The sequence below is a fragment of the Burkholderia sp. Bp9143 genome, from assembly GCF_003853645.1.
GTDB lineage: Bacteria > Pseudomonadota > Gammaproteobacteria > Burkholderiales > Burkholderiaceae > Burkholderia.
Map to the genome: position 1 here is coordinate 17,429 of NZ_QTPO01000026.1, position 24,548 is coordinate 41,976.

The 24,548-nt window shown below is 66.0% G+C and carries 22 protein-coding genes; 7 read left to right on the forward strand and 15 right to left on the reverse strand.

The window, feature by feature from the left end; translation table 11 throughout:
• Positions 1–37: 37 nt before the first annotated feature.
• The 7 genes from DIE23_RS20260 to DIE23_RS20290 form a co-directional block, all read right to left on the reverse strand.
• On the reverse strand, positions 38–979 hold the full coding sequence (locus DIE23_RS20260) for an ABC transporter substrate-binding protein (protein ID WP_124613759.1): 942 nt from the start codon (positions 977–979) through the stop codon (positions 38–40).
• An 84-nt stretch (positions 980–1,063) separates the two neighbouring features.
• Complete coding sequence (locus DIE23_RS20265) at positions 1,064–2,101, reverse strand: ABC transporter permease (protein WP_124613760.1); 1,038 nt, start codon at positions 2,099–2,101, stop codon at positions 1,064–1,066.
• A gap of 27 nt (positions 2,102–2,128) precedes the next feature.
• Complete coding sequence (locus DIE23_RS20270; RefSeq protein WP_124613761.1) at positions 2,129–3,670, reverse strand: sugar ABC transporter ATP-binding protein; 1,542 nt, start codon at positions 3,668–3,670, stop codon at positions 2,129–2,131.
• Positions 3,671–3,682: 12 nt separating this feature from the next.
• Complete coding sequence (locus DIE23_RS20275) at positions 3,683–4,459, reverse strand: SDR family oxidoreductase (protein ID WP_124613762.1); 777 nt, start codon at positions 4,457–4,459, stop codon at positions 3,683–3,685.
• 59 nt (positions 4,460–4,518) lie between these two features.
• A complete protein-coding gene (locus tag DIE23_RS20280) occupies positions 4,519–5,796 on the reverse strand; it encodes an L-fuconate dehydratase (protein WP_124613763.1) in 1,278 nt (425 codons plus the stop codon).
• A gap of 23 nt (positions 5,797–5,819) precedes the next feature.
• Positions 5,820–6,662, reverse strand: a complete 843-nt coding sequence (locus DIE23_RS20285) for an ureidoglycolate lyase (protein WP_059534249.1) — start codon at positions 6,660–6,662, stop codon at positions 5,820–5,822.
• A gap of 54 nt (positions 6,663–6,716) precedes the next feature.
• Complete coding sequence (locus DIE23_RS20290) at positions 6,717–7,481, reverse strand: SDR family oxidoreductase (protein ID WP_124613764.1); 765 nt, start codon at positions 7,479–7,481, stop codon at positions 6,717–6,719.
• A gap of 677 nt (positions 7,482–8,158) precedes the next feature.
• Here DIE23_RS20290 and DIE23_RS20295 point away from each other — a divergent pair.
• The 3 genes from DIE23_RS20295 to DIE23_RS20305 all read left to right on the forward strand — a co-directional run bounded on the left by DIE23_RS20295 (position 8,159) and on the right by DIE23_RS20305 (position 10,122).
• Entirely contained in the window at positions 8,159–8,449 is a 291-nt protein-coding gene (locus tag DIE23_RS20295; RefSeq protein ID WP_031402808.1) for a DUF3331 domain-containing protein, read from the forward strand.
• Positions 8,450–8,618: 169 nt separating this feature from the next.
• On the forward strand, positions 8,619–9,605 hold the full coding sequence (locus DIE23_RS20300; RefSeq protein ID WP_124613765.1) for an oxidoreductase: 987 nt from the start codon (positions 8,619–8,621) through the stop codon (positions 9,603–9,605).
• A gap of 214 nt (positions 9,606–9,819) precedes the next feature.
• Positions 9,820–10,122, forward strand: a complete 303-nt coding sequence (locus DIE23_RS20305) for a DUF4148 domain-containing protein (protein ID WP_124613766.1) — start codon at positions 9,820–9,822, stop codon at positions 10,120–10,122.
• A 192-nt stretch (positions 10,123–10,314) separates the two neighbouring features.
• Here DIE23_RS20305 and DIE23_RS20310 read toward each other — a convergent pair whose 3' ends face one another.
• The 7 genes from DIE23_RS20310 to DIE23_RS20340 all read right to left on the reverse strand — a co-directional run bounded on the left by DIE23_RS20310 (position 10,315) and on the right by DIE23_RS20340 (position 17,340).
• Positions 10,315–11,508: a TauD/TfdA family dioxygenase gene (locus tag DIE23_RS20310; protein ID WP_124613767.1), complete on the reverse strand. Its 1,194-nt coding sequence runs from the start codon at positions 11,506–11,508 to the stop codon at positions 10,315–10,317.
• 22 nt (positions 11,509–11,530) lie between these two features.
• Positions 11,531–12,487 carry an alpha/beta hydrolase gene (locus DIE23_RS20315; RefSeq protein ID WP_124613836.1) on the reverse strand — a complete coding sequence of 319 codons (957 nt, stop codon included), beginning with the start codon at positions 12,485–12,487 and terminating at the stop codon, positions 11,531–11,533.
• A 36-nt stretch (positions 12,488–12,523) separates the two neighbouring features.
• Positions 12,524–13,012 (reverse strand): thioesterase family protein, encoded by a 489-nt coding sequence (locus DIE23_RS20320; RefSeq protein WP_124613768.1) that lies wholly within the window; start codon positions 13,010–13,012, stop codon positions 12,524–12,526.
• Positions 13,013–13,018: 6 nt separating this feature from the next.
• Positions 13,019–13,984: an L-carnitine dehydrogenase gene (locus DIE23_RS20325; protein WP_124613769.1), complete on the reverse strand. Its 966-nt coding sequence runs from the start codon at positions 13,982–13,984 to the stop codon at positions 13,019–13,021.
• 86 nt (positions 13,985–14,070) lie between these two features.
• Positions 14,071–15,000: a 3-keto-5-aminohexanoate cleavage protein gene (locus tag DIE23_RS20330; protein WP_124613770.1), complete on the reverse strand. Its 930-nt coding sequence runs from the start codon at positions 14,998–15,000 to the stop codon at positions 14,071–14,073.
• A gap of 100 nt (positions 15,001–15,100) precedes the next feature.
• The gene (locus DIE23_RS20335; protein ID WP_124613771.1) at positions 15,101–16,054 is read right to left on the reverse strand and encodes a choline ABC transporter substrate-binding protein; all 954 of its coding nucleotides are present in this window, start codon (positions 16,052–16,054) and stop codon (positions 15,101–15,103) included.
• 314 nt (positions 16,055–16,368) lie between these two features.
• Positions 16,369–17,340: a LysR substrate-binding domain-containing protein gene (locus DIE23_RS20340; protein WP_124613772.1), complete on the reverse strand. Its 972-nt coding sequence runs from the start codon at positions 17,338–17,340 to the stop codon at positions 16,369–16,371.
• Positions 17,341–17,476: 136 nt separating this feature from the next.
• Between DIE23_RS20340 and DIE23_RS20345 the strand changes: the two genes are divergently transcribed.
• On the forward strand, positions 17,477–19,777 hold the full coding sequence (locus DIE23_RS20345; protein WP_124613773.1) for an NADP-dependent malic enzyme: 2,301 nt from the start codon (positions 17,477–17,479) through the stop codon (positions 19,775–19,777).
• Between the two features lie 193 nt (positions 19,778–19,970).
• On the opposite strand, the gene DIE23_RS20350 is transcribed toward DIE23_RS20345, so the two are convergent.
• A complete protein-coding gene (locus DIE23_RS20350) occupies positions 19,971–21,080 on the reverse strand; it encodes a cis-3-hydroxy-L-proline dehydratase (protein ID WP_124613774.1) in 1,110 nt (369 codons plus the stop codon).
• A gap of 108 nt (positions 21,081–21,188) precedes the next feature.
• Here DIE23_RS20350 and DIE23_RS20355 point away from each other — a divergent pair, with 108 nt between their 5' ends.
• The 3 genes from DIE23_RS20355 (at position 21,189) to DIE23_RS20365 (ending at position 24,546) form a co-directional block, all read left to right on the forward strand.
• The gene (locus DIE23_RS20355) at positions 21,189–22,217 is read left to right on the forward strand and encodes a GlxA family transcriptional regulator (RefSeq protein WP_124613775.1); all 1,029 of its coding nucleotides are present in this window, start codon (positions 21,189–21,191) and stop codon (positions 22,215–22,217) included.
• Positions 22,218–22,331: 114 nt separating this feature from the next.
• Positions 22,332–23,318 (forward strand): LysR substrate-binding domain-containing protein, encoded by a 987-nt coding sequence (locus tag DIE23_RS20360; RefSeq protein WP_260436118.1) that lies wholly within the window; start codon positions 22,332–22,334, stop codon positions 23,316–23,318.
• 160 nt (positions 23,319–23,478) lie between these two features.
• Positions 23,479–24,546 carry a proline racemase family protein gene (locus tag DIE23_RS20365; RefSeq protein ID WP_124613777.1) on the forward strand — a complete coding sequence of 356 codons (1,068 nt, stop codon included), beginning with the start codon at positions 23,479–23,481 and terminating at the stop codon, positions 24,544–24,546.
• Positions 24,547–24,548 lie beyond the last annotated feature (2 nt).

A 24,548-nucleotide genomic window follows, 5' to 3' on the forward strand; every position in this document is an offset into this window, starting at 1 on the left:
CGTTCGCCCTCACCCGCGGCATCACATCACGTCACGCTCAGTCGTACAACACCGCCGTGATCTTCGGGTCGTCGATATTGGTCTTGTCATACCAGTAGAAACCGGTATCGATGACCTTCGGCAGCTTCTCGCCCTTGATCGCCTTCACGGCCGCCTCGACGGTCTTGTAGCCGATCCCGACCGGGTTCTGCGTGATCGCGCCGGCCATCAGCCCGCTGCGGATCGCGTCCTTCTGCTGCTTGCCGGAATCGTAACCGACGATCACGACCTTGCGCTTCATCTCGCGCACGCCGTTCACCACGCCGATCGCCGAGCCTTCGTTGGTGCCGAACAGGCCCTTGAGCTTCGGATACGCCTGCAGCATCGACTTCGTCACTTCGGTCGACTTCAGTTGGTCGCCCTCGCCGTACTGCACGGTCACGACCTTGACCTTGGGGTGTGCCGACTTCATCCGCTCGAGAAAGCCGTCGCGGCGATCGATGCCGGTGCGGCTCGTCTGGTCGTGCGCGACCACGGCGACCTCACCTTCGTCGCCGATCAGCGCGGCGAGCTTGTCGGCGGCGAGCGCCGCGGCGGCCTTGTTGTTGGTCGCGGCGGTCGTGACCGGGATGTCGCTGTCGACGCCCGAGTCGAACGCGATCACCGGAATCTTCTCGGCCCGCGCCTTCTTCAGGAGCGGCAGCGCGGCCTTGCTGTCGAGCGCCGCGAAGCCGAGCGCGGCCGGCTTCTTCGCGATCGCGGCGGACAGCATGTCGATCTGCTTGTCGACCATCGCCTCGGTTTCGGGGCCCTCGAACGTCACCTTCACCTTGTAGTCCTTCGAGGCCTGCATCGCGCCCGCTTTCACGGCCTGCCAGAACTGATGCTGGAAGCCCTTCGAGACCAGCGGGATGTAGGTTTCCTGCGCCTGCGCGCCGGCCGTCACGCCGATGGCGAACGTCAGCCCGACGATCGCGTTCAACACCTTGCTCCTGATCACTTCGCGTCTCCTTGGTTGGTATCGACTGAAATGCCGGCCTGGCCGGCGATGAAGCACATGTGTTCGTGTTCGTGCGCTCATGCGTCAGCGGCGACGCCGGCGCAGGATGTCCAGGTAGACCGCGAGGATGATGATCACGCCCGTCACGACCGTCTGCCATTCCTGCGCGACCGACATGATGCGCAGGCCGTTGGTCAGCACGCTCATGATGAACGCGCCGATGATCGTGCCGACGATGCTGCCCGCGCCGCCCGACAGCGACGTGCCGCCGATCACGACGGCCGCGATCGCATCGAGCTCGTAGCCCTGCCCGAGCGCCGGCTGCGCGGAATTCAGTCGCGACGCGATCAGGAGCCCGGCGATCCCGCACACCGCGCCGCTGAACGTGTAGACCGCGATCTTCCACGCATCGACGTTCACGCCGGACAGCCGCAGCGCTTCCTCGTTGCTGCCGAGCGCGAACGTATAGCGGCCGAAGAGGGTGCGGTTCAGCACGATCGACGCGCCGATCGCGACGAGGAACAGGATCAGCACCGCGTTCGGGATCGGCAGCGCGGGAATCAGGTTGCCGATCAGCGAATCCTGCGCGATCGACGTGAAGCCCGGCGTGTCGTTGAAGTAGATTGGCCGCGTGCCCGAGATCACGAGCGACAGCCCCTTGAGCAGCATCATCATGCCGAGCGTCGCGATGAACGGTGGCACCTTCATCTTCGCGATCACGAAGCCCGACACGCTGCCCGATAGCGCACCGAAGCACAGCGCGGCCAGGATCCCGAGCGGCAGCGGCATCCCCCAGTTCGTCAGCACGACGCCCGCCATCACCGCGCAGAACGTCATCAGCGTGCCGACCGACAGGTCGATGCCGGACGTGATGATCACGTAGGTGCACGCGACGGCCAGCACGCCGTTCACGGCGGTGGCCTGCAGGATCGCCACCAGGTTGTCGACTTCGAGGAAGTTCGGCGACGCGAAGCTGAAGAACACGATCAGCAGCACGAGGCTCGCGAACGCGAGCAGCTTCTGCCGCGCGGCCGGGTTGAAGAAGCGCGACTTCAGGCTCGATGCGGCGGCCGGCGTGTCGCCGGACGCAAGGGGCGGAACGGGATGCGTATCGTTGGACATGATCGGGTAAGCGTCTGAGCGTCTGATTCAGGACAATACGGTCGACTCGCGCTGCGTCGCGAGCTGCATGATCTTTTCCTGCGTGGCGTCGGCCGCGCGCAATTCGCCGGTCACGCGCCCTTCGCACATCACGAGAATCCGGTGGCTCATGCGCAGCACCTCGGGCAACTCCGACGAGATCATCACGATCGCCTTGCCGTCGGCGGCGAGCGCGTCGAGCAGCTTGTAGATTTCGCTTTTCGCGCCGACGTCGATGCCGCGCGTCGGTTCGTCGAAGAACAGGATGTCGCAGTCGCGCAGCAGCCACTTCGCGATCACGATCTTCTGCTGGTTGCCGCCCGACAGGAGGCGCGCCGGCTGCGCGACCGACGGCGTACGGATCGCGAGCTGCCGCACGTACGACTGCGCGGTGTCGCGCATCTTGCGCGCATCGAGGAACGCGCCGCGGCGCACGAAGCGCCGCATGCTCGACAGCGCGATGTTGTTCTGCACGTCCATCCCGACCGCGAGCCCGAAGTGCTTGCGGTCCTCCGACAGATAACCGATCCCGTGCCTGACCGCGTCGGCCGGCGTGCGGATCGTCACGGTCTTGCCGTGCACGCGAATCTCGCCCGCGTCGACCGGGTCCGCGCCGAACACCGCGCGCGCGACTTCGGTGCGGCCCGCGCCCATCAGCCCCGCGAAGCCGAGGATCTCGCCGCGCCGCAGCGTGAAGCCGACGTCGCGGATCGCGCGGCCGCGCGACAGCCCGCGCACTTCGAGCGCGACCTCGTTAGCCGACGTATCGGGCGGCGTGCGGAACGTCGTATCGAGCTGGCGGCCGACCATCATCGCGATGATCGCGTCCATCGACGTGCCGGCCATCGGCACGGTCGCGACGTACTTGCCGTCGCGCATGACCGTCACGCGATCGGCGATCTGGCGCAGCTCGTCCATCTTGTGCGAGATGTAGACGATGCCGACGCCGTGTGCGCGCAGGTCGCCGATGATGCGGAACAGCTCGGCGATCTCCGCGTTGTTCAGCGCGGCGGTCGGCTCGTCCATGATCAGCACGCGCGAGTCGAACGACAGCGCCTTCGCGATCTCGACCATCTGCTGCTTCGCGACCGTCAGCCGGCCGACCGGCGTGCGCGGATCGAGATCGAGCCGCATCCGCGCGAAGATCGCGGCCGCGTCGCGGTTCAGCTTGTCCTCGTCGACGAACACGCCGAAGCGGCCGCGCGGCTCGCGGCCGATGAAGATGTTCTGCGCGACGCTCAGGTGGTTCATCAGGTTCAGTTCCTGATGGATGATGCCGATCCCGAGCGCCTGCGCGGCACGCGGATCGTCGATCTCCACCGCGCGGCCGTCCATCCGGATCTCGCCTTCGTCCTTCTGATACACGCCGGCGAGAATCTTCATCAGCGTCGACTTGCCGGCGCCGTTCTCGCCCATCAGCGCATGCACTTCGCCGGCGCGCAGATCGAAGCGGCAATCGTCGAGCGCCTGCACACCCGGAAAGCGCTTGCTGACGCCGGTCAACGCAATCAGCGCGGCGGGGGCGGCGGTCGGGTTCAGATCGGGTTGCATGGATCGCCGTCCTCAGCCGATCGCGCGATCGAGATGCGTATAGCCGCCATCGACGAACAGCCATTGGCCCGTCGTGTGCGATGCGCGCTCCGACAGCAGGAACACGGCCGTGTCGGCGATCTCGTCGGCGGTCGTGAAGCGCTTGCCGAGCGGCACCTTGCCGGCGATTTCCGCAACCTTCGCCTCGGGGTCGTCGAAACCGGCGATCCAGTTCTGGTAGAGCGGCGTCATCACCTCGGCCGGAATCACCGCGTTCACGCGCACGCCGTCGTTGCGCAGTGCGACGGCCCATTCGCGCGTCAGCGCGAGTTGCGCGCCCTTCGACGCGCAATAGCCGCTCGTGTTTCCCTGCCCGGTGACGGCCGTCTTCGACGAGATGTTGACGATCGCGCCGCGCGTCGCCTTCAGGTGCGGCACGCAGTAATGCGCCATCACGTAGTAGTGGATCAGGTTGCGTTCGAGCGATGCGACGAACGCGTCGCGCCCGGCATCGAGCCCGACGCTGTCGTTGATGCCCGCGTTGTTGACGAGGCCGTCGATGCGGCCGAAACGCGTGACGGTCTGCGCGACCGCGTCGCGGCACTGCGCGTCGTCCTGCAGCTCGACGGACACGCACGCGGCGCGCGGCTGCTTCTGCGCGAGTGCGCGCCAGAAACCGTCGTCCGGCGTGTGGCGCGCGAACACCACCGGAATCGCGCCTTCGCCGGCAAGCCGCATCGAGATCGCGGCGCCGATGCCCGACGCGCCGCCGGTCACGATCACGACCTTGTCTTGCAGATTCAAATCCACTTCGCGTCTCCGTCGTTCATGTTGTGGCTGTGCAGGCCGTGCGCGGGGTGCCGCTTGCTTCAGCCGCGGAACCGATACTGCTCGAGCGATTCCGGCTTCATCTCGATCGAGAAACCGGGCGCCGTCGGCGGCATGTACGCCGCGCCGCGCACGACGCACGGCTCGACGAAATGCTCGTGCAGGTGATCGACGTATTCGGTCACGCGCCCTTCCTTCGTGCCGGAAATGCATACGTAGTCGATCATCGACAGATGCTGCACGTATTCGCACAGCCCGACGCCGCCCGCGTGCGGGCACACCGGCAGCCCGTACTTCGCGGCCAGCAGCATCACCGCGAGAATCTCGTTCACGCCGCCGAGCCGGCACGCGTCGATCTGCACGACGTCGATCGCGCCGCGCGCGATGAACTGCTTGAACAGCACGCGGTTCTGGCACATCTCGCCGGTCGCGACCTGCACGGGCGCGATCGCCTCGCGGATCTTGCGATGTCCTTCGACGTCGTCGGGGCTCGTCGGCTCCTCGATGAACCACGGTTTCGCGAACGCCAGCTCGCGCACCCAGTCGATCGCCTCGTCGACTTCCCATACCTGGTTCGCGTCGATCATCAGCTTGCGGTCAGGGCCGATCACCTCGCGCGCGATCGTCACGCGGCGGATGTCGTCTTCCAGGTTCGCGCCGACCTTCAGCTTCACGTAGTCGAACCCGGCGTCCACCGCCTCGCGGCACAGCCGGCGCAGCTTGTCGTCGCTGTAGCCGAGCCAGCCCGCCGACGTCGTGTAGCACGGGTAGCCTTCGCGCTCGAGCGTCGCGATCCGCGCGGCCTTGCCCGGCGCCTGCCGGCGCAGCAGGTCGAGCGCCTCGTCCTGCGTCAGGCAGTCGGTCAGGTAGCGGAAATCGATCGCCTGCACGATTTCCTCGGGGCTCATGTCGGCAATGAGGCGCCACAGCGGTTTGCCGACTGCCTTCGCCCACAGATCCCACACCGCGTTGACGACGGCGCCCGTCGCCAGGTGGATCGCGCCCTTGTCCGGGCCGATCCAGCGCAACTGGCTGTCCGACGTCACGTGCCGCCAGAAGCGGCCCATGTCCTCGCGGATCCAGTCGAGGTCGAGGCCGACGACGAGGTGACGCATCGCGTCGATCGCCGCGCAGCAGATTTCATTGCCGCGCCCGATGGTGAACGTGAGCCCGTGGCCTTCGAGCCCGTCGTGGTCGGTTTCGAGCACGACGTACGCGGCCGAATAATCGGGGTCCGGATTCATCGCATCGGAACCGTCGAGCTGGCGCGAGGTCGGGAAGCGCACGTCGAGGACGCGCATCGATCGAATGATAGGCATGGCGAACGGTCCGTTAAAGGAAATCAGGCCTGCACGGTGCGCTGACGCTGCTCGCCGAGCCCGTCGATGCCGAGCGTGATCACCTGCCCGGCACGCAGATAGACCGGCGGCTTCTGGCCAAGGCCGACGCCCGGCGGCGTGCCGGTCGAAATCACGTCGCCCGGCTGCAGGCTCATGAAGCGGCTCAGGTAGCTGATCAGGTGCGGCACGCGGAACACCATCGTCGCGGTCGTGCCGTTCTGGTAGCGGTGGCCGTCCACTTCCAGCCACAGCCGCAGCGCGTGCGGATCGGGCACTTCGTCGGCGGTCACGAGCCACGGGCCGAGCGGGCCGAACGTGTCGTTGCCCTTGCCCTTGTCCCACGTGCCGCCGCGTTCGAGCTGGTATTCGCGCTCCGACACGTCGTTCACCACGCAGTAGCCGGCGACGTGCGACAGCGCATCGGCTTCGTCGATATAGCGGCCGCCCTGGCCGATCACGACGCCAAGCTCGACTTCCCAGTCGGTCTTCTCCGAGCCGCGCGGAATCTCGACGTCGTCGTTCGGCCCCGAGATCGCGCTCGTCCATTTGCCGAACACGACCGGCTCCTTCGGGACTTCCATGCCCGATTCGGCCGCGTGGTCGGAATAGTTGAGCCCGATGCAGATGAACTTGCCGACGCGGCCGACGCATGCGCCGAGCCGCGGCGTGCCTTCGACGAGCGGCAGCGACGACGGGTCAATGTCGCGCAGCCGCGCGAGCGATGCGGGCGTCAGCGCGTCGCCGGCGATGTCGTCGATCACGCCCGACAGGTCGCGGATCTTGCCCTGCGCATCGAGCAGGCCCGGTTTTTCATGGTGTTTGTCGCCAAATCTCAGCAGTTTCATGTCGTCCAAGCGGAAACGGAAAGTGAATGGGAAGACGCGGTCGGCTAGACGCGGTCAGTTTGACCAGCCGCCATCGATCAGGTGAATCGCGCCGGTGGTGAACGACGCTTCGTCGGACGCAAGATATAGCGCGAGCGCGGCCACTTCGTCCGCGGTGCCGATGCGGCCCATCGGCTGGCGCGCGACGAACGCCTGGCGCACGGTGTCGGTCGACACCTGGCGCGTGCGCGCCTGCTCGGCGATCCGCTGCTCCAGCGACGGCGACTCGATCGTGCCCGGGCAGATCGCGTTGCAGCGGATGCGCTGCTCGACGAAATCGGCGGCCACGGCCTTGGTCAGGCCGATCACGGCCGCCTTGGTCGTACCGTAGACGAAGCGGTTCGGCACGCCCTTCACGCTCGACGCGGCCGACGCCATGTTGATGATCGACGCGCCGCCCGCTGCCAGCATCGCCGGCAGCAGCGCGCGGATCAGCCGGTACATCGACGTGACGTTCAGATTCAGCGAGAACGCCCACGCGTCATCGTCGCAGTCGAGGATCGAGCCGTGGTGCACGAAGCCCGCGCAGTTGAACAGCACGTCGAACGCGCGCTCCTGCGCGGCGAGTGCCGCGACGTCGCCCGCATCGGTCACGTCGAGCCGCCGCGTGGCCAGCCGGCCGCCCGCGCGTTCGGCGTCGGCCGCGAGTTGCGCGAGCGCCGCTTCGTTGATGTCGGTCGCCAGCACGTCGGCGCCCTCGCTTGCGAACCGCAGCGCGGTCGCACGGCCGATGCCCTGCCCGGCCGCCGTCACCAGCGCGCGTTTGCCCTGCAATCTCATGAGCACTGCTCCTGTAGATGTCGGCCGAGCCGACCGATTGGCACAAAGGACTAAAGGTCCAACCAATGATAGGAACAGATTCCGGATTTGTCACGAACGCGGGATTCAGTATTTTCCCGAGCAGGTGAATCGGGCCGGAAGCGGTGCCGCGGGCTTCGATTACCGTTTTTTTCAGGTTCCGCCGATCGGCCGCCTGTCGCGCAAAGCCAATATCGGCGGGCGTTTGCGCCATCCCCAGGCACCTGAGTCGAGGTGCCCGCGCGGCGAAACTGACAAGAAAGTCATGTTCCCGTCAGGGTCTCAACCGGGGGCGCACGCGATCATGGCGTTGCCGGACCGCGCTTCCCGGCACACCGCACCCCGCCCGTCGCCGATCCCTGACGGGCGTCTCCGTCCCCCGCGGTGTCCACGTGACTGAGCGAGCAGACACGGGGGCGCGGGCCGATTTTCCGCCCCGGGCGTTTCACGTCCGGGGCGCTTTTGTCGCTGGTTTCTCAAGAGAATTTGCGTCGATTGTTTCTAAATCGGCAAAAGGTAATTTGAGCCAGACAGGATGTTTTTTCCGGTCACAGACGCTTACATTTAGCGCACCACTCATGGAAACCGCTACGGATTCGTCCTTGGGTAGTGACATCCACTGCCACGGCCGAACCGCACGAGCTTTAGGAAACGGCAAAATGAAGGCCTCCCAATCCCTGCCTGCGCTCGATCCCGCCGACGTCCACGTCGAAATTCTCGAACGTTCCGATACGCTGCTCGTCGTCCGCTGGGTCGAACCCGGCCGCTGTCATTACGGCGAACAGCGCTGGCGCCGCCGCTTCGCGCAGCGCACCGGGACCTGCGCGCTGTCGCGCCAGGTCATCCAGCGCGGCGACGAAGTCTTCCGCCCGGCCGAGCGCCCGGCACCCGCGAACGCTGCCGCGATGATCTCCGCCGCCGAAGTGCTCGCGCTGGCCGGCAGCCGGTAACGCCCGCCGACCACCGTGTGCCGGGGCCCGCAGCGTGATGCGCAAGCCCGCCCTAGAACCGCCGGTCTAATTCCCCCGCTTGTCTGTCCCGCCTGCGCGGACTATCGTTACACCACTCAATGTAACGATTACGCGTCGTGGTGCACCGGCGACGCCGATGGAGGCAGACATGCATGCATGGAGCGCGCGCCACGTCCCGGCGCAAGGCGGCAAGGTCGCGGTCGTGACCGGCGCCAACAGCGGCCTCGGCTGGCAGATCGCGGAAACGCTGGCCGCCAAGGGCGCGACCGTCGTGATGGGCTGCCGCGATGCCGCGCGCGCGGCGCAGGCCGCCGATGCGATCCGCCGGCTCCATCCGGCCGCACGGGTCGAAGTCGATCCGCTCGACCTCGCCGATCTCGCGTCGATCCAGCGCTTCGCCGCCGACGTCTCCGACCGCCACGGCCGTGTCGACATCCTCTGCAACAACGCCGGCGTGATGTTCCTGCCGCTGCGGCACACGCACGACGGCTTCGAGATGCAATTCGGCACCAACCACCTCGGCCATTTCGCGCTGACCGGCCATCTGCTGCCCGCGCTGCGCGCCGCGCGTCGGGCGCGCGTCGTGACGATGTCGAGCGGCCTCAACCGCGGCGGCCGGATCCGCGTCGACGACCTGCGCGCCGAGCACCGCTACAACCGCTATCTCGCCTACTGCGACAGCAAGCTCGCGAACCTCGTGTTCGCGATCGAACTGCAGCGCCGCTTCCAGCGCGCGGCGTTCGCGGGGATCAGCGTCGCCGCGCATCCCGGCTACGCGGCGACCAACCTGCAGTTCGCGGGTCCCGCGATGGACAGCTCGCCCATGCGCGCCGCGCTGATGCGCGCCGCGAACCGTTATCTCGCGCAACCGGCCGACCAGGGTGCGTTGCCTGCCATTCATGCGGCGACGTCGCCCGATCTCACCGGCGGCTCGTACATCGGACCGTCCGGCTGGTTCGAGTCGCGCGGCCTGCCGGCACCCGCGAGCGTGCCGCGCGCGGCACGCGACGTAGCCATGGCCGCGCTGCTGTGGGAGGCCTCCGAAGCCGCGACGGGCGTGCGTTTCCTGAGTTCGAGCGTGCCTGCCGGTCGACCGCCCGCCGAGCCGTTCGACACGGCGGCCGAGGTGCGCTGAATGACACGCTCGTCGTCTCAATATTCTTCATACTTATTACACTGACAGAAACGAAAGCGCGATGAAAGCTTGATTCGACGGCCTACTGTTACCAACTTGGAAACAATCTTTCGTCAAAATCAGCGTTTACCCTGAACCGCCCGGTGACTAAGATTTAGTCAATCGCTGCAGACATGGTGTCGAAAGCGAACTCAATAAAACACCGGAGGTCATCATGAAATCGCTCGTTTCCGCAGTTGTTGCCGCTGTCGCCCTGTCCGCTTCGTTCGGCGCTTTCGCACAAAGCACCGTGACCCGCGCACAAGTCCGCAACGAACTGGTCCAGCTCGAACAAGCCGGCTACAAGCCGGGCCTGGCGAGCCCGTACTACCCGAACGACATCCAGTCGGCGGAAGCGCGTGTTCATGGTGCCGACGCCAGCGGCTACGGCGCGCAACCGGCTCCGGTCGTCCACTCGGGCGCCCCGGCTGCCGCAACGTCGTCGAACGCTCGCGACTCGGTCTTCTTCGGCCAGTAAGCCGACGCGCCCCCGGCGGGCGCACCGCGCATCGCGCGATGAAGCTGTATCCGGACGAGCCCGCCATGCGGGCTCGTCTTTTTTGTGAAACGCATACCTCCGCCGCCCGGCAGCGGGTGGCTTCGCCCGGGCGCGTTGCGTCCGGGCGCTTTTTCCCTGGCGAGGTATGCGTAACGACGCCGAGTGCGTCGATCAGCGCGCAGTTGCCGCAGGCACCGCACGCGACAGCACACGCCAGCGCGACAACAGCTCGTCGCGATCGACGTAGCAGCCCTGCAGATGCCGGCGGCCCGTCGACGGATCGAACTCGGTGCGTGCATGCATCACACGACGGTTGTCGAACGCCCACATGTCGCCGGCCCGCAGCCGGCGCTGCACGCGAAAGCGCGGCTCGCGCGCCAGCGCGAGAAAACGCCGGTATGCACGATAGACAGCCGCCACCGCATCGGCCGGCGCATCGAGCGGCCCGCGCAGGAAGTTCGCGACGCGCACCTCGGTCACGTTGCCGCGCGCATCGAGCCCGATCACCGGCGCCGAACAGCGGTAGTCGCTGTTCGCACTCTTGTTCCAGAACTCGAACGGTGTCGCGGCGAGGTGCTCGAAATCGGCCGGATATTCGCGCCGCAGCGCATCCGCGAGCGCGAAGCCGTCGAGGAAGACGCTGTCTCCGCCCGTTGCGTCGTTCGCGAGGCAATGCAGGAACTGCACGCCCGGCTGCAATTCACGTGTCGGCAGGTCGGTGTGCGGCGGCAGGTTGAGCGACGTATACGCATTGCTGTCCGGTCGCGGCTTCGATTCGACGTCGAACAGCACGCCGAAATTGCTTTCGCGGATCAGGCCGATGCGACGCGCGATCTGGTCGACGCGGCCGGGTTCGGCCGGCACGCCCTCGACGAGCGTCAGCCCCGTGCGCTGCAACGCGGCGAGCCATGCGAGCAACGCGCCGTCGTCCTCCATCACGTCACGCCACGCGAACACGCCGATCGCGGTCGCGTCGTCGCCGGTCCACACGTGCCGCCCGTGCGCGGCGTGGCGCTCCGCGCGCGACGCATCGTCGTAGGCATGCGCGCGCAACCATCCCGGCGACCATGTGCTGCGATGCCCGTCGTTCCACTCGACGTGCAGCGCGCCGTCGGCTTCGACATGCACGACGCGCGCCGACAGATCCTCGCGCGCGTCGGCGATCTCGAACACCTGTTCGCGCGTGACCGCATGCACGCATGCGGAGCACGCGCAGTTGTCGCGCAACCAGTCGAAGTGAAACGGCGATCGTCGCGTGTCGCTCCACTCGACGTCCACCGCCCCATCGCCGATCGTCGCCGCCGCAATGGCCGCGTCGGCGGAAAAGGTCCGCCAGTCCTCGATACGGTGTTGCGCTGCCTGCATCGTTGCCTCCCGGAAACGCCCGCTACGCGTGTGGTGCGAGCAGAAACCCGCCGATCATCCTGTGCATCCGCGCTGCCTGCGGGCTCGTTCCGAGCGCGCGCCAGCAGCCGTGCACCAGCCCCTCTCCCCTCCAGTAACGCGCGGCGCCGCCTGCCGCGAGAATGCGTTCGACATAGACGCGCGCATCATCGCGCAGCGGATCGTGTTCCGCGCCGATCGCGAGCACGGGCGGCAGTCCGTCGAAACGCGACGCCGCGAGCGGCACCGACGCGCGCAGCAGCGGCGCGTCGTCGAATACGGTTTCATCCGCATCGCCCCAGTACAGCGCGCGATAGCGATGAACGTCGTCGAGCGTCAGCATCGGTGCGTGCGCTTCCGTTTCGCGCGCCGGCGATTGCGGTTCGAAACCGAGCATCGGATAAACGAGTGCGATCCCGTCGATGCCGCCTTCGCCAGCATCGCGCAGCGCGGTCGCGACGGCGGCCGCGAGGTTGCCGCCGGCACTGTCGCCCGCGAGCGTCAGCGGTCGGGCGCATGAGTCGAACGGCCAGCGCGCTGCGTCGCGCGCGGCACGCGTGACGGCCAGGCAATCCTCGAGCGCGGCCGGCGCGCGATGCTCGGGCGCGAGCCGGTAGTCGACCGCGATCACGGCCAGCCCCGTGTCGGCCGCCAGTCGCGCGGTGATCAGCGCGTGACTGTCGAGCGAGCCGACGACGAAGCCGCCGCCATGAAAGAACAACACGGTGCCGCGCGGCTCACCCTGCGCGGGTGCGTAGCGCCGCAGCGCGATCGCGTGTCCGTCCGGGGCGTGCCACACGGCGTCGTGCTGCACGATGCCGGCCGGCAGTTCGGCGGGTGTCCATGCGGCCGCGAAGCGATCGTAGACGCGACGTTGCGCGTCGGGCGAGCGCGCCGCTGCGTCGGCCGGATACCACGCGTCGACGGCGGCAACGAACGCAGCGATTTCCGGTTCGAGCATCATGTGCGCTCCGCGGTCCAAGGTTGAACGTCGACGCTAGCGGCGCGGCGGCAGTCCGATCACGCGGCCCGCATACGCAGGCGCCGCGCAATCGCGCTGCAACGCGTGCAACTCGGCCACGCGCGCGGCGACGTCATCGTCGAACGGCGCCGATTTCGCGCCGCCGCGCGTGTCGACGTGCAGCAGCATCTGCTCGCTCGCCGACACCGCGCCGTCGTGCCCGTCCGCGAACAGTTCGAGATACAGGTGCAGCCGCTTCGCGTCGTGCGCGAACACCCGCGCATCGACGCGCACGCGCGTGCCTTCCTTGATCTCCTGCAGATAGTTCACGTGCGCTTCGAGCGTATAGACCGAGCGGCCCCGCTCGCGACGCGCGGCGTCGTCGAGACCGATGCGGTCCAGCAGCGCATCGGTCGCGAAGCTGAAGATCAGCAGATAGAACGCGTCGCGCAGATGGCCGTTGTAGTCGACCCACTCGGGCCGCACAACGTCGTGGCATATCGTCAGCGGGGTATCGCCGGTCATGTTCATTCAGTCCTCGAAACGCATCCCGTGCCGCGCCTTCACCGCGGCGATCGCCTTCAGCACCTCGGTGATGCACTCGTCGCGATAGCGTTCGAGTTCCTTGATGCTGCGCGTGCCCTGCTGCTCGCTCGTGCCTTCGACGACGCTGTCGATCAGTGCGTCGGTCAGCTTCGGCGCGACCAGCTTCGTCCATGGCAGTTCGAGCGCGGGGCCGAACTGCTGCATGAAGTGTCGCATGCCCGCGTCGCCGCCGGCCAGCGTGTAGGTCAGGAACGTGCCCATGAACGACCAGCGGATGCCCGCGCCGAAGCGGATCGCATCGTCGATCTCGCCGGTCGTCGCGACGCCTTCGTTGACGAGATGCAGCGCCTCGCGCCACAACGCTTCGAGCAACCGGTCCGCGATGAAGCCCGGCACTTCCTTGCGCACGTGCAGCGGCCGCATGCCGAGCGTGCGATAGATCTCCATCGCCGCCTCGACCGCCTCCGGCGACGTGCGCGCGCCGCCGAGCACCTCGACGAGCGGCAGCAGGTAGACCGGATTGAACGGATGGCCGACCACGCAGCGCTCCGGATGCGTCGCGCGTGCATAGAAGTCGGTCGGCAGCAGCCCCGACGTCGACGATGCGATGATCGCGTCGGGCTTCGCCGCGCGGCTGATCTGTTCGTGCAGTTCGAGCTTAAGCGCCTCGCGCTCGGGTGCGCTTTCCTGGATGAAGTCCGCGTCGGCGACGCAGGCCTCGATCGTCGATTCGAAGCGCAGCCGCGCGGGATCGGCGCCCGGCGCGAGGCCGACGCGTTCGAGCGCGGGCCAGGCATTCGCGACGTTCGCGCGCAGCCGTTCTTCCGCGCCCGGCGCGGGGTCCCACACGACCACGTCGAGACCGTGCGCGAGCGCACGGCAAATCCACCCGCTGCCGATCACGCCGGTGCCGATCGCGGCGAACGTCTTGATGTCGGTCTTCACTGCCATGTCAACGCATCCTTCAAATCTAGGGAATCGGACGGCGGCCGCGTTCGTGCGCGCCGCCGCATTGAATCGGAATCAGCCTTGAAAACTCACGCGAACTCGGCCACCGCGCGACGTTCGAGCAGACGTTCGCCGCGCGCCGGCAGGCCGAGCTTGCGACGCCCTTCGGCCGGCGTCAGCACGCGTCCGCCGAGGCGTTCGATGATTTCCCGCGCGCGCTCGACGAGCGTGCCGTTGGTCGCGTGCACGCCGCGATCGAGCCAGATGTTGTCTTCGAGGCCGACCCGCACGTGACCGCCGAGCAGCATCGCCTGCGCGACCATCGGCATCTGCATGCGGCCGATCCCGAAGCCGGCCCAGTGCGCGCCCGGCGGCAGGTTGTCGACCATCGCCTTCATCGTGCCGGTGTCGGCCGGCGCGCCCCACGGAATGCCGAGGCACAGCTGGAACAGCGGCGGATCGTCGAGCAGCCCTTCCTTCAGCAATTGCTTCGCGAACCACAGATGGCCCGTATCGAAGATTTCCAGCTCCGGCTTCACGCCGAGTTCCTGGATGCGCTTGGCGCCAGCGCGCAGTTGCGCGGGCGTCGACACGTAGATGTAGTCGCCGTCGCCGAAATTCAGCGTGCCGCAGTCGAGCGTGCAGATTTCCGGCAGCAGTTCCTCCACGTGCGCGAGGCGCGTGAGGCCGCCGACGAGATCGGTGCCCTTGCCGAAGCGCATCGGGTCTTCGCCCGGGCCGATCTCCAGATCGCCGCCCATGCCGGCCGTCAGGTTGATGATCACGTCGACGTCCGCCGAGCGGATCCGGTCGACCACTTCGCGGTACAGGTTCGGGTCGCGGCTGCCGCGGCCCGTCTGCGGATCGCGGACATGGCAATGCGCAACCGTCGCGCCGGCCTTCGCGGCTTCGATCGCCGCGGCCGCGATTTCCTTCGGCGTGACCGGAATCGCCGGATGCTTGCCGACCGTATCGCCCGCGCCGGTGACCGCGCAGGTGATGATGACTTCGTGGTTCATGCTGAATGCCCTCGCTTGATTTGATTCGTGCCGCTCGATTTCTGTCGTACTGCAGATGATTCGTGGCTGCGCGCCGCACGCGTACGGCGCGCACGGGCCGTTACAGGCCGAGATAGGCCTTCACGGCAGGCAGGCCGTCCTTGCCGTCGAACGTCTTGACGCCGGCGAGCCAGGCATCGAGCACCTGCGGATTCTTCTTCAGGTACGCCTTCGCGGCGTCGGCCGGCTTCGTCTTGTTCATCACCGACTGCATCAGCTGGTTCTCCAGCTGCGTCGTGAAGCGCAGGTTCTCGACGAGCTTGCCCGCGTTCGGGCAGCGCGAGATGAAATCGGGCGCCGTCAGCGTGTACACGCGCGCTTCGCCGTAGTTCGGGCCGAACGACGCATCGCCGCCGGACAGGTAGTTCATGCTGATCTGGATGTTCATCGGATGCGGTTCCCAGCCGAGGAACACGACCCACTTCTTCTCGCGGATCGCGCGCTCGACCGTGACGAGCATCCCCGCCTCGCTCGATTCGACCAGCTTGAAGCCGCCGAGGCCGTACTGGTTCGTGTCGATCATCTTCTGGATCGTCGCGTTCGCGCTGCTGCCCGGCTCGATCCCGTAGATCTTGCCGTCGAGCTCCGCGCGGTGCTTCGCGATGTCCTCGAAGGTCTTCAGGCCGGCCTGGTATTCGTAGCTCGGCACCGCGAGCGTCGCCTTCGCGCCCGACAGGTTCGGCGGCTCGACCACGTTGATCGACTTGCTGTCGAGGAACGGCTGGAGCTGCTTCTGCTGCACCGGCCACCAGTAGCCGAGCGAGATGTCGAGCTGCTTGCTCTTCAGGCCGGCGAACGAGATCGGCACCGATGCGATCGTCGTCGTGGGCTTGTAGCCGAGCCCTTCGAACACCGTCGACGCGAGCGCCGTGGTGGACGTGATGTCGGTCCAGCCGATATCCGCGAAACGTACGTTGCGGCAGGTCGCGGCATCCGTTTCGGCCTGCGCCGCGGTCGCGAATGCGCCGGTCGCCAGCACGGCCGCGACGAACGCGGCGATCTTTGTCGACTTCATGGTTTCTCCCGGTTGGACCGATGTCCGACGGGTTCGCGGAGTGCGTCCCGGCCTGCATCGTGGGTGTAAAAGTAACGAGCCATATTGGTCGCAAGACGACCGGCGGCGACCTGTTCTTGACTATTTGCGACTATGAGTGGAAACCACTATGCGTGGGCAGTGGCTTGTGTGGCGGGGGTTTTGGGTAAATTCTGGCGGAGAGGGGTTTGTCCGGATGCGGCGTGATGGATGTCGACGGGGCGTGCTTCGGCGGCGACGCTGGAGCGGGCGCGATGCGGTTTCCACCCCGCGGGCATCGACCGGCTCCCGAAGCGTTACCGCGGCACTTCGACGTAGGTTTCCCTGCAAATCTCGCGCAGCGCCTGAACCAGCAAATCCCGCGTCGGCGCATGCGCATCCGCAAAGCGGGTAAACAGCGCGATCGGCGGCAGCGTCCAGACCAGCGAGTAAGGCACGATCGCGACGCCGGCGATGCGCACCATTTCTTCCGCGATATCGGCCGGCACGATCGACACCGCGTCGTCGCTCGACGCGATCATCTCGCCGATCAGCTTCGACGAGTAGCTTTCGACGATCGGCACGGGCGGCGCGATGCCCGCCGACAGGAACAGGTCGGTCACCTGCTCCCGCATCGGCGTATGCGGCGCGCCGAGAATCCAGTCCAGCGCGTGCAGCTTCTCCCAGTCGAGCTTCGTGCGCGCCAGTTTCGCGGCGAGGCGCCGGCTCGCGATCATCCGCGGCTGCTGCTGGTACAGCACTTCAAAGGAGACCTGCCCCAGATCGACCGCCGACGACGCCCGCCCGATCACGAGGTCGACGGTGTGGTCCTTGAGCTGCAGCAGCAACTGGTCGCTGGTGCCTTCGTGGATCGTCACGGTCAGGCGCCGCTCCATCCGGGATTGCAGGCGCTTGAGCGCCCCCGATAGCATCTGGCCCGAAATAAACGGAATCACGCCGATATGCAGATGCGCCGCATGGCCGGCCGCGACCGCCTCCATCTCGCGAGCGAGATGGTCGAGATCCTTCAGCATTGCCCTGGCCCGCTCGAGCACGACCGAACCGAGCGCGGTCGGCCGCATCCCGCGCGACGTGCGCTCGAACAGCGGCGTGCCGAACATGCTCTCCAGTTCGGACAGCGCGTTCGTCACGGCGGGCTGGCTGCTGGCCATGTGCTCCGCGACGCGCGTCAGCGACCCGTGCTGCTGGATCTGCAGCAACAGCATCAGGTGCCGCATCTTCAGGCGCGCGCCAAGCCGCCTGACCACGTCGTTCGCGTCGAATGTCATTGCCGGACCGCCACACCATCATGAAAAAGTGATGGACCGATATTAAAACAGAATCATCTCCTTATGGCCGATCCCTAGAATCCCCTCCATGGATCGCGTCGGGACTGGCCTGGCGCGCATGCCCGGACCCAAAAACATGAAACAGACAGAGACCCAGCAGCAGGCGGCGTACGACTATCACGAGTTTCCGACCCCGGGGAAGATCTCCGTCGTCGCCAGCAAGCCGCTCGTGACGCAGCGCGATCTCGCGCTCGCCTACACGCCCGGCGTCGCCAGCGTGTGCGAGTCGATCGCCGCCGAGCCGCTGAACGCGCACCGCTTCACGAGCCGCGGGAATCTGGTGGGCGTGATCACCAACGGCACCGCCGTGCTGGGTCTGGGCAACATCGGCGCGCTCGCGTCGAAGCCGGTCATGGAAGGCAAGGCCGTGCTGTTCAAGAAGTTCGCCGGGATCGACGTGTTCGACATCGAGATCAACGAGACCGATCCGGACAAGCTCGTCGACATCATCGCCGGCCTCGAACCCACCTTCGGCGGGATCAACCTCGAGGACATCAAGGCGCCGGAGTGCTTCACGGTCGAGCGCAAGCTGCGCGAGCGCATGAAGATTCCCGTCTTCCACGACGACCAGCACGGCACCGCCATCACCGTCGCCGCCGCGTTCATCAACGGGCTGAAGGTGGTCGGGAAGTCGATTTCGGAAGTGAAGGTCGTGACGTCGGGTGCCGGCGCCGCGGCGCTGGCCTGCCTGGACCTGCTCGTCGACCTCGGGCTGCCGATCGAGAATGTGTGGGCGACCGATATCGAAGGCGTCGTCTATCGCGGCCGCACCACGCTGATGGATCCGGCGAAGGAACGCTTCGCGCAGGAAACCGACGCGCGCACGCTGTCCGACGTGATCGGCGGCGCCGACGTGTTCCTGGGGCTGTCGGTCGGCGGCATTCTGAAGCCCGAAATGCTGAAGGCGATGGCCGCGCGTCCGCTGATTCTCGCGCTCGCCAATCCGACGCCGGAGATCTTCCCGGAACTGGCGCACGCGACGCGCGACGACGTCGTGATCGCGACGGGCCGCTCGGACTTCCCGAACCAGGTCAACAACGTCCTGTGCTTCCCGTACATCTTCCGCGGCGCGCTTGATGTCGGTGCGACGACGATCACCCGCGAAATGGAAATCGCCGCGGTTCACGCGATCGCCGGCCTCGCGCAAGAAGAGCAGAACGACATCGTCGCGGCGGCCTATGGCGGCGACGAAGTGTCCTTCGGTCCGCAATACCTGATTCCGAAGCCGTTCGATCCGCGCCTGATCGTGCGTATCGCACCGGCCGTGGCCAAGGCGGCGATCGAAGGCGGCGTGGCGACGCGCCCGCTCGCGGATCTCGATGCATATGTCGAGCAGCTGCAGCAGTTCGTCTACCACTCGGGCGCGTTCATGAAGCCGCTGTTCGCGACCGCGCGTCAGCTCGTGCGTGACGGCGGCAAGGCACGCATCGTGTTCACCGAAGGCGAAGACGAGCGCGTGCTCCGTGCGGTGCAGGTCATCGTCGACGAGAAGCTCGCGCGTCCGATCCTGGTCGGCCGTCCGGAGGTGCTGCTGGCGCGTATCGAGCGGTTCGGCCTGCGCCTTCGCCTCGGCCAGGACGTCGAGGTGACCAACCCCGAATACGACGAGCGCTTCCCGCAATACTGGACGACGTATTGGGAACTGCGCTGCCGCGACGGCATCTCGAAGGAAATGGCGCGCGTCGAAATGCGACGTCGTCTGACGCTGATCGGCGCGATGATGGTGCGGCTCGGCGATGCGGACGGGATGATCTGCGGAACGGTCGGCGAGTATCACAATCACCTGCGGTTCGTGGACGAAGTGATCGGCAAGAAGCCCGATGCGTCGACCTACGCGGCGATGAATATCCTGCTGCTCAATCAGCGGACGGTCGCGCTGGTGGACACGCACGTCAACGACAACCCCGATGCGGAGCAGATCGCGGAATTCACGATCGCGGCCGCCCGGCAGATGGAATGGCTGAACCTCACGCCGAAGGCTGCGCTGCTGTCGCGGTCGAACTTCGGGTCGGGGAGCGCGGCTTCGGGCGTGAAGATGCGCCGGGCGCTCGAGATCATTCGCGCGCAGGCGCCGGATATCGAGGCGGATGGCGAGATGCACGGCGACTGTGCACTCGATGAAGCGCTGCGGGCGCGGCTGCTGCCGATGTCGCCGCTGAAGGGCGCGGCGAACCTGCTCGTGTGTCCGAACGTCGATGCGGGGAATATTGCCTATAACCTGCTCAAGACCGAGGCCGGCAGCAACGTGGCGGTGGGGCCGTTCCTGTTGGGCGTCAATGGGCCGGTGAACATTCTCACGTCCAGCGCGACCGTGCGGCGGATCGTGAACATGACGGCGTTGACGGTGATCGAGGCGAATCGCAACACGGCTGCGTGATTGTGCGTCGGTAGTCGGTAGCGTGGTGGCGACGTGATCGCGCACGGCTTTCGCCGTCACCAACGCTACCGGCAGGTCCGGGTGCGCATCGCCTGCGTTCTTCAGGTGCGCACCACCTGCGTTCTTGAACACGGTCGCCCGAAAACCGGCACGCGATTCCACCGGATAAACGCGTGCTCCCGTGCAGCCCCGCTCAATCCGCCCGACCGACCACCGCGACCGGATCGCCGAGCACCTCCATCTTCGGCTTCACGCCAAGCCCCGGCTGATCCGATACCGACATATAGCCGTCCTTCAGTGCCGGCCCGCCCGACGCGATCGTGAGACCGTGATACTCATGGAACGCCGACGACTGGAAGTGAAAACCCGACGGCGTCGAATGCGCGAGGTGGCAAAGCGCCGCCGTCGCGATCTCCCCGCCCCACGTGTCTTCAATGGTGAGTGAAATGCCCAGGGTCACGGCCAGATCGCGGAATTGCCGGGCCTTCGTCAGCCCGCCGACGCGGCTCACCTTCAGATTGACGACATCCATCGCACGATCCTGACAGCCGCGTATCAGCACGCGAATGTCTTCCATGCACTCGTCGAGAATCATCGGATGATCGGTATGCTGCCGGACCGCGAGGCACTCCTCGTAGCTCGGGCACGGCTGCTCGATGTAGATGTCGACGTCGCGAATCGCCTTGACCACGCGCAGCGCCTCGTGCTGCCGCCAACCGGTATTCGCATCGGCCGCCAGGACATTGCCCGAGCGCAGTTCCGCCGACACTTTCAGGATCCGCTCGATATCGGCGTCCGCACCCGCACCCACCTTCATTTGAAACTGCCTGAAGCCCTGGTCCTGATACTCGCGGATCTTCGTCGCCATCGCATCCGGATCTTGCCGCGTGACGACCTTGAAGAGCCTGACCTGATCCTGCAGGCGCCCGCCGAGCAGGTTGTACACCGGCTGGCTCGTCGCCTTGCCGAGAATGTCCCAGCACGCCATATCCAGCGCTGACTTGACGTACGGGTGACCTTTGAGAAGCTCGTCCATGCGGACATTGATCCGGCCGATCTGGCAAGGGTCTTCCCCGATCAGCCCCTCCGCGATCTTCACGAGGCCGGTGCGAGCGCCTTCGGCATAAGCCGGCAGATACGACGGTCCGAGCGGGCAAATTTCGCCGACGCCGACCAGCCCGGCGTCCGTTTCGACGATGACGACGGTCGAGTCGAACGATGCGAACGAGAACGTCGACCAGCTGTAGGCGCCCTCCTTCAGCGGCAAATCGACCTGGTACAGGGAAATTTTCGAGATCTTCAAGGGGGCCTCCGCGCCGTTCGGTTGTTGATGCGGAAAACTATAATTGCCCGTCAATCGAAAAAATTGTACGTTTCGGACAATCAATGGCACGACGGGCGGAGACATCGGATGCGAGGCGACTATTCATTTCTCCGGCCGGGCAAGTCCGCCCCCGAGGTCGATGCGCCCCTCAGAATCGGCATCGCACCGACGCCCGATTTCACGCTGATGTCGCTCTCGTGCTTCGTCGAGTTTCTGCGCCTGTCGGCCGACGAGGCGGACTTCAGCAGGCAGATCTACTGCTCGTGGGACCTGCTGTCCCACGATCTTTCGCCGATTCGATCAAGCTGCGGCTTTCCGATGGTGCCGACCCGGCTCTTCGGCGATCCGTCCGAATACGACTACGTCGTGGTGCACGGCGGCCTGCTGCACAGCACGGAGCCGATCCCCGACGAGCTTTACCGATTCATACAATCCTGCGTCGAGGCACATGTTCCCGTTGTCGGGCTATGCACGGGCCAGTTCATTCTTGCCGAACTGGGCTATCTGGCAGGAAGGCGATGCGCCGTTCACTTCTCGCTCGCGCAAGCGATGCAGCGCAATTTTCCGGACATCATCGCCGTCACGGATGCCCCGGTCGTGGTGGACGGCGAGTTCATCACATGCCCCGGCGGTCTTGCCGCGATCAATCTCGCCATGCACCTGGTGACGACCCACTGCGGCAAGACGCGATCGCACAAGGCGCTTCATTACTTGATGGCCGATCGAGGCTTCGAGGAAATACAGGCGATGAAGCAGGACGACGAGATCGGCCTGCACTGCCCCGATCGGCGCGTCGTCAACGCGGTGGGCTTGATGAGGCAACGCACGTTCGAACCGGGTTCGATCGCCGGCATCGCCCAGTCAATCGGCACGACCGAGCGGGAACTGACGCGACTCTTCCAGAAGCACCTGCGCGTGGCGCCGCTGCAGTACTGGCGGAGCATGCGCCTGAAAGCCGCGAAATGGATGGTCATCAACAGCGATCGGTCCGTTACCCAGATTGCATACGAGTGCGGCTTCACGGACAGCTCGCATCTGATACATTGGTTCAAACGCGAATACAACGTCACGCCATTCAAGCTGAGAAAACTTCGATCCGACTTCGGCGTGCATTAGGCCGGCTCGTCGCCGAGCGGCCATTCGCTTCCTGCAATCCAACGCGAGTCCGTGCTCCGGACTGTGTCCCATCCCCTAACGTCTGTAGAAATCGCCATGGCGTCTCGGTTTGAAATGAGCGAAACATTGGTCGGCGCGCTGTCTCTGCGCGCCATCAAATCATTTCTTGCGGCCGCGAAATTCAACAGCTTTACCGGAGCGGCCAACGCATTGAGCGTGACGCCCGCGGCGGTGAGCAAGCAGGTGCGGGAACTGGAGGACTACCTGGGTACGGAGCTGTTCGTCCGTTCGGGCAGGGCCGTCACCCTGACTGCCGACGGCGAGATGTTCAAGGATGCAGCCCAGCTTTCGTTGATCAATATCCATCAGGCCGCCGAACGCCTGCGGAAGAAGGTGCCCGCCAGGCGGACGCTCATCGTCTGCTGCTCACCGGCGTTTTCGGCACTCTGGCTGCACAAGCGGCTGCCCGAATTCATTCAGGCCAATCCGGATATCGAACTCACGGTCCTGGCCACGCAAAATTTCATCTCGATGGAAGCCGGCGTGCAGCCGGACGTCTACATCGCCAAGCTCGCCAGCATGCGCGACGGATACGACAGCGAGCACCTGTTCGACGACGAGGTCTATCCCGTCTGCACACCGCGGTATTTGCGGGATCATGGCCCTGTCGAGACGCCGGAACGGCTGCTGGACATGTCGTTGCTGGATATCAGCGCCTATGGTCGTTCGCAGATCTCCGAGCATATCGACTGGAAAGTCTGGCTGGCCCTGCATGACGTCGACACCAGCTGGCGCGCGGACATTCCGCGCCAGCTATTCACCAGCAACGACTATCCGGGCATCGTGCAGTTGGCCCTGGCTCACCAGGGCGTCGTCCTGGGCTGGCATCACCTCGTGGGCGACCTGGTTCAAAGTGGCCACTTCGTGCGTCCGCTGCCGCACAAGACGGTGATGAAGAATCGCGGCCACTACCTGTCGGTCCGAAAGGACAAGGCGGACGCCGCCGTGTGCAAGCAGTTCTGCCAGTGGGTCAGGCAGCAACTCGCGCTGCATCCCGCTGCCGATGAAACGGGCCCCGCCCGCGGCACACCGGAACGCTGAGCGTCCGTACCGAGCCGGCGCTGCCCGGCACAGGCGGCGGCATCTTCAACCAAAAGTTGAAGGAATGCCGGAGGAAATGTCGCTTAAGTTATCCGCGAAACGGGCATAAATTTCCCTTCACGCCGCACTCGGTCGGCGGCGACGAAGAGGAAACCGGCACATGGGATTCAAGAGAACGATTCACGCGGTGGAGACGCATTCGGGGATTCCGATGCGCGTGGTCACCGGTGGCATTCCGCACATTCCCGGCGACACCGTCCACGCCAGGATGAAATGGCTGGAGGCCAATGACGACGGTTTGAGAAAGCTGCTGTTGCGCGAGCCACGCGGTTACCCGGCGCACTGCTGCAACATCATCGTGCCGCCCTGCCACCCGGATGCGGACGCGGGCTACATCATCCTGGAACAGGTCGAGTATCCGATGATGTCCGGCGGCAACACCATTTCCGTCGCCACCGTGTTGCTGGAAATGGGCATGCTGCCGATGCAGGAGCCCGTGACGGAACTGACGCTGGAAGCGCCGGCCGGGTTGATCCGCATCACCGCGGAGTGCAAGGACGGCAAGGTCAAGCGTGTGAAGTTCAGGAACGTACCGGCCTTTGCCGCGCACCTGGATGCCGTCATCGACGTGCCGCATCTGGGCAAGGTGCGGGTGGACGTCGGCTGGGGCGGCATGTTCTACGCGATTGCCGACGTGCGCCAGTTCCCGGGGCTCGAGCTCAAGCCCGAACACGGGAAGGAGATCACGCGGGTTTCCGCGCTGATCCGGCAGGCGGCCATCGAGCAACTGCCGGTCGCGCACCCGGACTATCCGGGCGTGGGCATCACCATCTCGCAACTGTCCGGCCCGCCAGACGCCCCCGGGGCAGACTGGAAGAACGTGGTCACCATGCCGACCGGGCCGCTCTCCTGGGATGACCCCTCGACCTGGACCGGCGCGATCGACCGCTGCCCCTGCGGCACCGGCACCTGCGCAAAGATGGCCGTGCTGCACGCCAAGGGCGAATTGCCGCTGCACCAGGATTTCCGGCACCAGGGCATCCTGGGTACCGTCTTCACCGGCAGCCTGGTGGAGGAAACCCGCATCGGCGACAAGGCCGCCGTGGTTCCCACCCTGGCCGGCACCAGCTGGATCCATGGGATCAGCACCATCGTGCTCGATCACGACGACCCGTTCCCCGAGGGCTACACCCTGGGAGACATCTGGCCGCAACAGCAGGAGCGTTGACC

What these genes read in the sequence shown, in the direction of transcription:
- DIE23_RS20265 (WP_124613760.1), bottom strand. Translation starts at nt 2,101, where the DNA reads ATGTCCAACGATACGCATCCCGTTCCGCCCCTTGCGTCCGGCGACACG.
- DIE23_RS20270 (WP_124613761.1), bottom strand. Translation starts at nt 3,670, where the DNA reads ATGCAACCCGATCTGAACCCGACCGCCGCCCCCGCCGCGCTGATTGCG.
- DIE23_RS20280 (WP_124613763.1), bottom strand. Translation starts at nt 5,796, where the DNA reads ATGCCTATCATTCGATCGATGCGCGTCCTCGACGTGCGCTTCCCGACC.
- DIE23_RS20285 (WP_059534249.1), bottom strand. Translation starts at nt 6,662, where the DNA reads ATGAAACTGCTGAGATTTGGCGACAAACACCATGAAAAACCGGGCCTG.
- DIE23_RS20290 (WP_124613764.1), bottom strand. Translation starts at nt 7,481, where the DNA reads ATGAGATTGCAGGGCAAACGCGCGCTGGTGACGGCGGCCGGGCAGGGC.
- DIE23_RS20295 (WP_031402808.1), top strand. Translation starts at nt 8,159, where the DNA reads ATGAAGGCCTCCCAATCCCTGCCTGCGCTCGATCCCGCCGACGTCCAC.
- DIE23_RS20300 (WP_124613765.1), top strand. Translation starts at nt 8,619, where the DNA reads ATGCATGCATGGAGCGCGCGCCACGTCCCGGCGCAAGGCGGCAAGGTC.
- DIE23_RS20305 (WP_124613766.1), top strand. Translation starts at nt 9,820, where the DNA reads ATGAAATCGCTCGTTTCCGCAGTTGTTGCCGCTGTCGCCCTGTCCGCT.
- DIE23_RS20310 (WP_124613767.1), bottom strand. Translation starts at nt 11,508, where the DNA reads ATGCAGGCAGCGCAACACCGTATCGAGGACTGGCGGACCTTTTCCGCC.
- DIE23_RS20315 (WP_124613836.1), bottom strand. Translation starts at nt 12,487, where the DNA reads ATGCTCGAACCGGAAATCGCTGCGTTCGTTGCCGCCGTCGACGCGTGG.
- DIE23_RS20320 (WP_124613768.1), bottom strand. Translation starts at nt 13,012, where the DNA reads ATGACCGGCGATACCCCGCTGACGATATGCCACGACGTTGTGCGGCCC.
- DIE23_RS20325 (WP_124613769.1), bottom strand. Translation starts at nt 13,984, where the DNA reads ATGGCAGTGAAGACCGACATCAAGACGTTCGCCGCGATCGGCACCGGC.
- DIE23_RS20330 (WP_124613770.1), bottom strand. Translation starts at nt 15,000, where the DNA reads ATGAACCACGAAGTCATCATCACCTGCGCGGTCACCGGCGCGGGCGAT.
- DIE23_RS20335 (WP_124613771.1), bottom strand. Translation starts at nt 16,054, where the DNA reads ATGAAGTCGACAAAGATCGCCGCGTTCGTCGCGGCCGTGCTGGCGACC.
- DIE23_RS20340 (WP_124613772.1), bottom strand. Translation starts at nt 17,340, where the DNA reads ATGACATTCGACGCGAACGACGTGGTCAGGCGGCTTGGCGCGCGCCTG.
- DIE23_RS20345 (WP_124613773.1), top strand. Translation starts at nt 17,477, where the DNA reads ATGAAACAGACAGAGACCCAGCAGCAGGCGGCGTACGACTATCACGAG.
- DIE23_RS20355 (WP_124613775.1), top strand. Translation starts at nt 21,189, where the DNA reads ATGCGAGGCGACTATTCATTTCTCCGGCCGGGCAAGTCCGCCCCCGAG.
- DIE23_RS20360 (WP_260436118.1), top strand. Translation starts at nt 22,332, where the DNA reads ATGAGCGAAACATTGGTCGGCGCGCTGTCTCTGCGCGCCATCAAATCA.
- DIE23_RS20365 (WP_124613777.1), top strand. Translation starts at nt 23,479, where the DNA reads ATGGGATTCAAGAGAACGATTCACGCGGTGGAGACGCATTCGGGGATT.